Below are 10,425 nucleotides of genomic sequence, written 5' to 3' on the forward strand. Positions count from 1 at the left end.
AATTATCAGGATGGTAATCGCAGCTACGCTTATTTTCTGCAGAAAAAAGTTACCGGTTATGTAAAGGTTGTCAGGAACTCCTATTCCCGTTGAAAACAGGGGGGTACTGGCATATAATGAACTCAATCTAGAACCCAGGGGTGAATGGAAAATGAGCGCACCAAGTTTACAGGCCTTTCAGGATCAAGTCTCCGAACTGCTGCTCCGTCACCGTAGTCTGCTGGATGTCATGTCCAAAAACGGTCAGAGCAGTGCATCCGTCAACCGCGCTGTCGTCAAAGCTATAACCGAATGCGGTTGCATCCAGCTGCATGCCACTAAGCAGGTATTCGAGCCGGCGCTTGGACTCGAGCACGCCAAGGAGCTGGCAGGCACTCATCTGGAGGGTGAGCTGTGTGAGAACTGCCGGGAGGTCGTAGCTTCTGAACTGGGGCGTGAGCTGTTCTATATGTCAGCGCTCTGCAATCTGCTTAACATTAATATGGACGAGGTGGTCGCCAAGGAATCGCAGAAATGCGCCACACTCGGACTGTTTAATCTCTCCTAAGTTACGTCCCTTTTACACCCTAATAACAGCAAAGGCTTTGCCATTCACTGCAATCAGTGAGGGCAAAGCCTTTTTGGGTGGCATATAAGAAAATAAGTCCGGTTAACCGTTCTTTGATTGATATACCTTGTCTTCGGAACGTCTTCTGCGGCGGTGCCGGCGGCGTGCTGTCAGGCGGTCAATGTTCTGCTTGAAGCCGTACAGCGCGTACAGCGCCAGGAGCGCAAAGATCATCTTGGCAATCTGCTCCGGGAATACAACGGCTACAGCAACAGCCACCACAATGACTACCGGTGCGATGAGCACAGCCTTTTTGGGCAGCCCGACCTTCTTGAAGTTAGGATATTTGACTGTACTGACCATCAGATAAGATAAGAGCAATGTAGCCACAATCATGAATGGAGCGGAAACATCTTTATGAAAAAGAGCCAGTGTGGCCAGTACGCCACCCGCTGCAGGAATCGGCAATCCCACGAAATATCCGGGAATTCCCGGACGGACATTAAAGCGTGCCAGACGCAGCGCCCCGAACACTGGGAAAATCGCTGTTACCGTCCAGCCCAGTGCAGAGTTCAAATCCTGCAAACTGGTAACATACATAATTAAGGCGGGGGCTACCCCAAAGGAGACCACATCGGATAAAGAATCCAGCTCCTTGCCAAATTCACTTTCACATTTAAGTGCACGCGCGACCCGGCCGTCCAGTCCGTCTAAAAGCATAGCAATAATCACCATGATAGCGGCCATGCTGAGCTTGCCGTCTAACGCCATCATGATACCAAACATTCCAAGCATCAGATTACCGATGGTAAAAAGATTTGGAATTGATTTTTGTATCATTTCTTCACCTCTGTCTGCTAACTTTAAACCCTAAAACCTTAAGGCCATCAATATTACGTGATTGTATGTTATTTACATTTGCCTGTCAATAAGAACTTGCTTCTGCAGCCGCTTGAGTCCGTCCTGAATATTGCGTGCCCGCATCTCGCCGATCCCGTCCACTTCATCCAGCTCAGCTATGCTTGCCGTCATCAGATTAGGCAGCATTTCAAAGCGCTCCACCAGATTGTGAATGATGACATTCGGCAGCCGCGGAATCTTGTTCAGCAGGCGGTAGCCGCGCGGCGTCACCGCTTCTTCCGAGGCGATTGCCGTCGAAGAATATCCCAGAAGGCGGGCGATATGATTGTCATCCATCAGCTCGTCATCACTGCTGCGCTTAAGCCCGGCGATGATCTCACGGATTTTGTCCTCCTGCTCTTCTCTTGCATAGTCTCTGTATAAGAGCCAGGCTTCTTCCTCAGTATTTCCCACCAGTTCTTCCATCTGCATGCTGATCAGCCGGCCTTCGTTGCCCAGTTCATTGATGTAGCGTTTAATTTCCATCTTAATCCGCAGTACCATCTCAACCCGCTGAATGACTCCGACAACCTCCGGAACGGTAACAATGCCCTCATATTCGGATGCGGAGAGATTGGTCAGCCCCTGGGTAAGCACTGCCTTATACTTTTCAAGCGTCTGGATCGCCTGATTTGCCTTGGCCAGAATGGCTCCGATTTCTTTAAGTGCATAACGGATGGAGCCCTGGTACAAGGTGATGATATTGCGCCGCTGCGAGATGGAGACGACCAGCTTGCCGGTCTGTTTGGCAACACGCTCCGCCGTACGGTGGCGGATTCCCGTTTCGATCGAAGAGATGGACGAATCGGGAATAAGCTGGGTGTTGGCATACAGAATCCGTTTGAGATCCTCGCTCAATATAATGGCGCCGTCCATTTTTGCCAGCTCATACAGGTAGTTGGGTGAGAAATCACAATTGATGGAAAAGCCCCCGTCCACTACCTCCATCACTTCCGGACTGTATCCGACTACGATGAGTGCACCCGTCTTGGCCCGGAGCACATTCTCCAGACCTTCACGGAAGGGTGTGCCCGGCGCTGCCATCCTTAGCAGATCATTCATATTCTCTAATTGAGTATATTCTTTCATCTTCCTATTATCCCCCTAATCTAACGCGACCTTTAATGCATCTGCTACGGTGCTGACGCCGATAATCTGGATATCCTGCGGATGCTTCCAGCCTTTCATGCTCTTCTCAGGCATGATTACCCTCCGGAATCCCAGCTTAGCCGCCTCTTTAACCCGCGTTTCGGCGCGTGAGACGCCTCTGACTTCACCAGTAAGCCCGACTTCGCCAAAGAAGACATCATAGGGTTTCGTGGATATATCACGGAAGCTCGAGGCAATGCTGACTGCTACCGCAAGGTCAATGGCCGGCTCATCCAGCTTTACACCTCCGGCCACATTGAGGTAAGCATCCTGATTCTGCAGAAACATGCCCATCCGCTTCTCGAGTACTGCAATAATAAGCGCCATGCGCTGGTGATCCATCCCGGTACACATCCGCCGCGGCGAAGGGAAATGGGTGGCGGCAACCAGCGCCTGCAGCTCAACGAGTACGGGTCTGGTCCCTTCCATGCTGGCCACAACGGCAGAGCCGGCTACACCCAGCGGACGTTCCGACAGGAACAGCTCCGAGGGATTCTCCACTTCCGTAAGGCCGATTTCGCCCATTTCAAAAATTCCGATCTCATTGGTTGAACCAAAACGGTTTTTTACTGCGCGCAGCAGCCGGTAAGTATGGTGGCGTTCCCCCTCGAAATACAATACACAATCCACCATATGCTCAAGCATCCGCGGACCGGCAATGGCGCCCTCCTTGGTAACATGGCCGACCAGCACTGTCGCAATTCCGCGGATTTTGGCAATGCGCATAAACCGTGTCGTACATTCCCGGACCTGCGTCACACTGCCGGGCGCACTGGTTACCTCAGGCATAAATACCGTCTGAATGGAGTCAATGACGAGGAACTGCGGCTGGATCTGCTCAATCGCCTCTTCGATACTCTCCATATTGGTTTCACACAGCACGTACAGCTCTGCTGACAACGCCCCGAGGCGGTCGGCCCGCAGCTTGGTCTGGCGTACCGATTCTTCCCCGGAAATATAGAGCACGCGAAGCCCCTGGGTAGTCAAGGCATGCGAGGTCTGCAGCAGGAGGGTCGACTTACCGATGCCGGGATCTCCCCCCACAAGCACCAGGGAACCTGGCACGATGCCCCCGCCAAGCACACGGTTTAGCTCGCCGATGCCTGTCAGGATGCGCGGTTCTTTGTCACTTTCTATATTTATGATCGATTGCGCCTTTTCTTTACTCTGAAAAATAGGTGCATTCATTCCTTGTGTTTTGACTACGCTTTCCGTTTCTTCTACCATGGTGTTCCATGCCTGGCAGCCCGGGCATTTACCAAACCATTTTGGCGATTCGTAGCCGCAGTCGGTACAGAAAAATTTTGTTTTTGCTTTTGCCATGTGATCTCCTTACGGTACAAAGTTGCTTAAATTGCATATAATTTGCCCTTACTCAAAGTTTACCATTTCTGCAACCCGAACGGAAGGTTACTTAGGTTCTAGTTTTGAGGTGTCCTCTATAACCTGCCTGATTTAGTGCCTCTTTAGTCACTTTCGCGTCGTCAAACAACCGTCTAACTTAGAAAAAGCCGCCGCTCCTCTATACGGAGGAACGGCGGCTTTGTTTCACAAGTACTTATTTGTTGTCAGTTTCGGCTTCCTTTTCCAGTGAAGCTGCAGGAGCATCCACAGTGGTCACCACAAGTTCACCATTCACTTCATCAATCTTAAGGGAGTCGCCCTTCTTGATGTTGCCTTTCAGCAGCTCTTCGGAAAGACGGTCTTCAATATGCTTTTGAATGGCGCGGCGCAGCGGACGGGCACCAAATGCCGGATCATATCCTTCTTTGGCCAGGAAGGCTTTACCGCCATCCGTAAGCTCGAAGTCCACATCGTATTCACGCAGCCGCTTGCGCAGCTCATCGGACATGAGCGTAACGATTTCGGCGATATGCTTCTCTTCCAGCGAGTGGAAGACAATGATTTCGTCGATCCGGTTCAGGAACTCAGGACGGAAGCTCTTCTTCAGCTCTTCCATTACTTTGCCCTTCATGTTGCTGTAATCCGCTCCGGCATCCTGTACTGCAGTGAAGCCAAGGGTCGAGTTTCTCTTGATCGCCTGTGCCCCGACGTTAGAAGTCAGGATAATCAGGGTGTTGCGGAAATCAACTACACGGCCTTTGGAATCGGTCAGACGGCCGTCTTCCAGCACCTGCAGCAGAATGTTAAACACTTCAGGGTGAGCTTTTTCGATCTCATCCAGCAAGACTACAGAATATGGCTTGCGGCGTACCTTCTCGGTCAGCTGTCCGCCTTCTTCGTATCCGACATATCCCGGAGGTGCCCCTACTAGACGTGATGTGGAGTGTTTCTCCATGTATTCCGACATGTCGATACGGATTACCGCATTTTCGTCACCGAACATCGCTTCGGCAAGTGCACGCGCCAGCTCGGTTTTACCTACCCCGGTTGGTCCGAGGAAGATGAAGGAGCCCATTGGACGCTTAGGATCTTTTAGACCCGCACGTGCCCGGCGCAGCGCCCGGCTGACCGCCTTCACGGCTTCATCCTGGCCGATTACCCGTTCATGCAGCAGAGCTTCCATGTTGAGCAGACGGTCGGTCTCCTCTTCCTTCAGCTTGCTTACAGGAATACCGGTCCAGCTGGCTACTACCTGGGCGATATCCTCAGGAGTAACCTGGGAATCGGTACGCCCCTGCTTCTCTTTCCACTGGTTCTTGGTTGTATCAAGCTCCTCGCGGATCTTCTGCTCGGTATCCCGCAGTGCAGCAGCTTTTTCAAATTCCTGGCTCTGAACGGCAGAATCCTTCTCCTTGCGGATATCATCCAGGCGCATTTCCAGTTCCTTCAGATTCGGCGGAATGGTGTAAGAGTTAAGTCTTACCTTGGAACCCGCTTCGTCAATCAGGTCAATCGCTTTGTCCGGCAGGAAGCGGTCAGGAATGTAGCGGTCAGAGAGCTTCACAGCCTCCACGATGGCCTCATCGGTGATCTTTACCCGGTGATGGGCTTCATAACGGTCACGCAGTCCGTAAAGGATCTGTACAGCTTCCTCCGGAGAAGGCTGATCCACCGTGATCGGCTGGAAGCGGCGTTCCAGGGCTGCGTCCTTTTCAATATATTTGCGGTATTCGTCAAGGGTAGTTGCACCAATGCACTGCAGCTCCCCGCGGGCCAGAGCCGGCTTGAGGATGTTGGAAGCGTCAATTGCGCCTTCCGCACCGCCAGCTCCGATCAGCGTGTGCAGCTCATCGATAAAGAGTACGATATTACCGGCCTGACGAATTTCGTCCATAATTTTTTTGAGCCGGTCTTCGAATTCACCGCGGTATTTGGTTCCGGCAACAACTGAACCCATATCCAGGGTCATAACGCGTTTGTCACGCAGTGTTTCCGGAATTTCATTATTGATGATTTTTTGTGCAAGGCCTTCAGCGATAGCTGTTTTACCAACCCCTGGCTCACCGATCAGCACCGGATTGTTTTTGGTCCGGCGGCTCAGCACCTGAATTACGCGTTCGATTTCTTTGCTGCGGCCGATAACCGGGTCAAGGTTGCCGTCCTTCGCATAAGCAGTCAAGTCACGGGCCAGGCCGTCCAGCGTCGGTGTGCTGACATTGGCAGGCGTTCCGCTGTGGCTTGAAGTAGCCTCACTGCTGCCCAGAAGCTGCAGTACCTGCTGACGGGCTTTGTTCAGGCTGATTCCCAGGTTGTTAAGTACACGGGCTGCGACACCCTCGCCCTCACGGATCAGTCCGAGCAGGATATGCTCTGTGCCGACGTAAGTATGACCAAGCTTGCGTGCTTCGTCCATCGACAGCTCAATTACTTTCTTTGCACGTGGAGTATATGCGATGTTGGTAGGCTGTTCCTGTCCTCTGCCGATCAGCGTTTCCACTTCGTCCTGAATTTTTTCCAGACCCAGACCCAGTCCAATCAGTGCCTTAGCGGCAATGCCGTCTCCCTCACGAATCAGTCCGAGCAAAATATGTTCTGTACCAATGTTGTTATGTCCCAGCCGTACAGCTTCTTCCTGCGCCAGCGCCAGCACTTTTTGTGCGCGTTCCGTAAATCTTCCAAACATCATATCTCCTGCACCTCCACGGATAATAAGTATCTATAAATTAATGTTGTAATCCCAGTGTTTCCCGGAGCAGCTTTGCCCGGTACATATCGCGTTCGGTGGCCGACAGCTCGTCGCCGAACATTTTTTGCAGGAACCCCGGCTGTGTCTTGACATTCAGCTCATTCAGCACGGAGATTGAGGGACCTTCCAGAATGCCCAGATCCACTCCCAGCCGCAGGTCGGAGAGACGCTGTGCCGATTCCTTGAGCTCCATAACAGCAGCGTATGCCAGAATACCGTAAGACCGTTTAATGCGGTCGGTAATCCGCAGTGCCGAATCAGTCAGCAGCCGCTCGCGGGCATTGCGTTCATGCTCAATAATCTGTGTAACTACACTATGGAGGTTCTCGATAATTTCACTTTCGGTCTGCCCCAGTGTAATCTGGTTAGAAATTTGAAAGATGTTCCCTACTGCTTCGCTGCCTTCACCGTAAATCCCTCTAACAGTCAGGCCCACCTGATTCACTGCGGATAAAATCCGGTTGATCTGATGAGTCATCACCAGCGCCGGCAGATGCAGCATCACCGAAGCGCGGAGGCCGGTCCCTACATTCGTAGGACAACTTGTCAGATAGCCCCTTCTGTCATCGAAGGCATAATTGACGGAGGATTCAAAAATATCATCAATCGCCGTTGCCCGCTCCCAGGCTTCTTTGACCTGCAGGCCGGGAAACAAACACTGAATCCGGAGATGATCCTCCTCATTGATCATAATACTGACTGACTCATCCTCGTTCAGGATAACTGCCCCGCCCCGGGAATCATTAGCCAGATTAGGACTGATCAGATGCTTCTCTACAAGTACCTTTTTGTCCAGCTCGGTGAGGTCATCCAATCTGAGCAGTTCAAAGGTGCCGAAGCCTTCAGCGGCTTCTCCCTGAAATACTGGGGCAAGCTGCTCCAGTGCTTCCTCCGCCTGCTCGGCCGAGGCCAGCAGCGGAAAGGGCAAATGCTCCAGATTGCGGGCGATACGCATACGGCTGCTGATCACAATTTCAGAGTGACTGCCGCCGCAGCGCATCCAGTTGCTAAGTGCTTGTTCAGTAAACCGGAGATTTGACATGCCGTATCCCCCCTATATATGAAAGACTTTACTCTTGTGCCATTTCTTTTTCAAGTTTGCGGATTTTGTCCCTCAGCTCAGCTGCAGTTTCGAACTCTTCCTGGATGATGCTCTCCTGCAGCTCATGCTTCAATTCGTTAATCTGGCGCTTGCACATAATCTGTGCACCGGCGCGTTTGGGCAGCTTGCCGACATGAGCGGTACTGCCGTGTACTCTTCTGAAGAGCGGGTCCAGCGTGCTATCAAAATATTTATAACAGGAGCTGCAGCCGAACCGTCCAAGCTTGCTGAATTGGGAATAGGTCATGCCGCAGTTCTCGCAGTGCAGACCCTGTACATTCTTGGTCGCCGCTGTCTTCTCCTTGCCTGCCCCTTCAAGGTCCAGCAAGCCGGATAACAGGCTGTGGATCGAGAAGCCGCCGGCGGTTCCGGGGATCATCTCGCCTTTTTCACGGGCACAGCTTTCACAAATATGAAATTCCGTCTTCTCTCCACTCACAATCTTGGTGAAATGCAGAGTTGCCGGTTTGACGCCGCATTCCTGACACAGCATAGCGGAGTCCCTCCCTTATGATGACCATTATTTGCCCAACAAAGAGATTAGCATCGCCTTCATAATCTTGGCACGAATCTCATCCCGGTACGGCAGATTAACCGTCAGGCATTCCCGGGAAACAGCGGCGCGCATAAGACACGCTTCACGTTTGCTTAGAAAACGGGCCTCCTCAAGCTGATAAATCAGCCCTTCGGCGGAATTCTGATCAATATCATTTCCTATTGTAGATTTGAGATGAGCGTACAGCGCCACATTCTGGGGCAGTTCAAAACGCTGAATCCGGATATAACCGCCGCCGCCGCGCTTGCTCTCCACCACATAGCCCTTCTCTAAAGTAAAACGTGTACTGATGACATAATTAATCTGTGACGGCACGCATGAGAACTGGTCCGCCAGGTCATTGCGCTGGATTTCCACCGTACCTTCGGGACTTTCATGCAAAATATTCTTCAGATATTGTTCGATAATATCAGAGATATTACGCATCACTCATCCTCCAGTGCTTATTGCCTATTGTGTACGTCTTGGTATGAATCCGCCCGGAGTAACCTCTAAAGAACTTAACCCAAGAGAGAAGACACGAATCCCGGGTCAGCAGCCGCTTAGACAGCAGCGAGGGTTCTCAAAGGTCTGCTTACTAAATCCGGATGATTCAGTGTTACAGATAACTAAAAAGCTCAAATAACAGAAAGGCTTCAGTACATTCGTTGACTTTGACTTTCTTTGACTTTTTTAATATTATAACATATTTTCACTGAATTCCAAGGGGTTACTCTTATTTTTTACTTAAGGCGGTCAATGTATTCGGGATATTCTCACGCTTCGGGATTTTTTTATATGTAAAAATGAAGCCCTCCCGGCTGCAGAACAGCGGCAGAGCTTCGGCATTGTCAGAAAAAATCAAACAGAGCGGTCTCAGCAAACGGTGTAATCTCTTCCAGCCATTGCAGCGCTTCTGAGCCGCCGGATAAGCTCCCGTATCTGGCCAGTTCCTGCGGACGCTTATATCCCATCAGCAGAACCGTCAGTATGCCGATACTGCAGCTAAGATCATTCTCTCCGTCTGCCACATTTGAGCGGATCAGCGAAGCTGTTCCTTTTGTATCCACACTCCATACCCAGCTTCCGCCATTCCATGGAGCGTGCTCATCTTTAATGTACAATGTGAATTTCCGGGATTTGGCCGGCTTATTGTATTTAAATGATTCGATGAATACCTTAGCATTAACAATGCGCGCCATAAAATAAGGATAATTCTCCTGGGGAATCCTCGGATCCGGCAGCAGGAATGGCAATCTATCATCAGCCGGCACCCTGTTTAAAGAAGCACCCGTAACCATCGAGTCGTGATTGGCCAAGAATGTCCAGAGACCGCGGCGTGCTTTTTCATTTAAAAAGATGAACTCGTCAATAACTAGCTCCCTGTTCTCCAGCTTGTAAAGCACATACCCTTCCGGTTCTCCCGCTTCCGAGCTAAATACTGCATGATGTGTACCTTGACGCAGTACTGTTTCCTCCCACCATTCCTTGCTCCGCTTCAAGGTTCCGTTATAACGGGCGGCAAACCGGCTGTAGAGCAGATCCAGCATTTCAACGTCTGCAGCATCGCGACGAACGTTGCCCTCTATCTCCGTCTTTACCGGAAATTTGCCTACAGGAATTGTATATTTCTTATATTCACAGTAAACCTCCCAGCCGAAGCGGCGGTAAAAGGGAATCAGAAACGGATGCAGCATCGAAAGAGACTGGCCGTTCTCATTCATTACCTGTAAGATATGCTTCAAAAGAGTAGCGACATAGCCTTGTCTGCGATTCTCCGGCCACGTGGCTACCCCGGCAATTCCCCCCATAGTGATAACTCTGTCCTGTATATGTACCTCCAGAGGAAGAAGCGTGAGACCGGCTCTCAGCTCCCCGTCTTCAAAGACGCCCCACACTCTATCCGGATTAAACTTCTCTTTATTGGTTATCCTGTCCTCAGCGGATACCTTGTACTGAAACGCGTATTCAGAAAGGGTCAAGTTTGATTCAAATTCCTCTGCCTTCAGCTGCCTTATTTCCACATCAGTTCACCTCATCAATATATTTATATTGCTTAAACAGAGTATATCAAGCTAGCTGGCGCTATGCTAATTTTCCGC

At 51.0% G+C, this 10,425-nt stretch carries 9 protein-coding genes; 1 reads left to right on the forward strand and 8 read right to left on the reverse strand.

From position 1 onward, the window contains the following. Positions 1-151: 151 nt before the first annotated feature. A complete protein-coding gene (locus NST84_RS27705) occupies positions 152-547 on the forward strand; it encodes a DUF1573 domain-containing protein (RefSeq protein ID WP_342563233.1) in 396 nt (131 codons plus the stop codon). A gap of 102 nt (positions 548-649) precedes the next feature. Here NST84_RS27705 and pssA read toward each other — a convergent pair whose 3' ends face one another. From pssA to NST84_RS27745, 8 genes are all read right to left on the reverse strand, one after another. Beyond that, on the reverse strand, positions 650-1,387 hold the full coding sequence (pssA, locus tag NST84_RS27710) for a CDP-diacylglycerol--serine O-phosphatidyltransferase (RefSeq protein WP_342563234.1): 738 nt from the start codon (positions 1,385-1,387) through the stop codon (positions 650-652). Positions 1,388-1,459: 72 nt separating this feature from the next. After that, positions 1,460-2,536 (reverse strand): DNA integrity scanning diadenylate cyclase DisA, encoded by a 1,077-nt coding sequence (gene disA, locus NST84_RS27715; RefSeq protein ID WP_342563235.1) that lies wholly within the window; start codon positions 2,534-2,536, stop codon positions 1,460-1,462. Between the two features lie 15 nt (positions 2,537-2,551). Continuing rightward, the gene (gene radA / locus NST84_RS27720; protein WP_039877431.1) at positions 2,552-3,919 is read right to left on the reverse strand and encodes a DNA repair protein RadA; all 1,368 of its coding nucleotides are present in this window, start codon (positions 3,917-3,919) and stop codon (positions 2,552-2,554) included. A 235-nt stretch (positions 3,920-4,154) separates the two neighbouring features. Further along, positions 4,155-6,626, reverse strand: a complete 2,472-nt coding sequence (gene clpC, locus NST84_RS27725; RefSeq protein ID WP_342563236.1) for an ATP-dependent protease ATP-binding subunit ClpC — start codon at positions 6,624-6,626, stop codon at positions 4,155-4,157. A gap of 37 nt (positions 6,627-6,663) precedes the next feature. Next, the gene (locus NST84_RS27730) at positions 6,664-7,728 is read right to left on the reverse strand and encodes a protein arginine kinase (protein ID WP_342563237.1); all 1,065 of its coding nucleotides are present in this window, start codon (positions 7,726-7,728) and stop codon (positions 6,664-6,666) included. 28 nt (positions 7,729-7,756) lie between these two features. Then, a complete protein-coding gene (locus tag NST84_RS27735; RefSeq protein ID WP_342563238.1) occupies positions 7,757-8,281 on the reverse strand; it encodes a UvrB/UvrC motif-containing protein in 525 nt (174 codons plus the stop codon). Between the two features lie 27 nt (positions 8,282-8,308). After that, positions 8,309-8,770: a CtsR family transcriptional regulator gene (locus NST84_RS27740; RefSeq protein WP_068727723.1), complete on the reverse strand. Its 462-nt coding sequence runs from the start codon at positions 8,768-8,770 to the stop codon at positions 8,309-8,311. 404 nt (positions 8,771-9,174) lie between these two features. After that, on the reverse strand, positions 9,175-10,347 hold the full coding sequence (locus NST84_RS27745) for a GNAT family N-acetyltransferase (RefSeq protein WP_342563239.1): 1,173 nt from the start codon (positions 10,345-10,347) through the stop codon (positions 9,175-9,177). Positions 10,348-10,425: the final 78 nt, after the last annotated feature.

Source organism: Paenibacillus sp. FSL R7-0345, from assembly GCF_038595055.1.
Classification (GTDB): domain Bacteria; phylum Bacillota; class Bacilli; order Paenibacillales; family Paenibacillaceae; genus Paenibacillus_AQ.

Excerpts from the sequence above, each read along its gene's own strand:
- radA (WP_039877431.1), bottom strand. The coding sequence starts at position 3,919 with ATGGCAAAAGCAAAAACAAAATTTTTCTGTACCGACTGCGGCTACGAA.
- disA (WP_342563235.1), bottom strand. The coding sequence starts at position 2,536 with ATGAAAGAATATACTCAATTAGAGAATATGAATGATCTGCTAAGGATG.
- NST84_RS27735 (WP_342563238.1), bottom strand. The coding sequence starts at position 8,281 with ATGCTGTGTCAGGAATGCGGCGTCAAACCGGCAACTCTGCATTTCACC.
- NST84_RS27730 (WP_342563237.1), bottom strand. The coding sequence starts at position 7,728 with ATGTCAAATCTCCGGTTTACTGAACAAGCACTTAGCAACTGGATGCGC.
- NST84_RS27705 (WP_342563233.1), top strand. The coding sequence starts at position 152 with ATGAGCGCACCAAGTTTACAGGCCTTTCAGGATCAAGTCTCCGAACTG.
- pssA (WP_342563234.1), bottom strand. The coding sequence starts at position 1,387 with ATGATACAAAAATCAATTCCAAATCTTTTTACCATCGGTAATCTGATG.
- clpC (WP_342563236.1), bottom strand. The coding sequence starts at position 6,626 with ATGATGTTTGGAAGATTTACGGAACGCGCACAAAAAGTGCTGGCGCTG.
- NST84_RS27740 (WP_068727723.1), bottom strand. The coding sequence starts at position 8,770 with ATGCGTAATATCTCTGATATTATCGAACAATATCTGAAGAATATTTTG.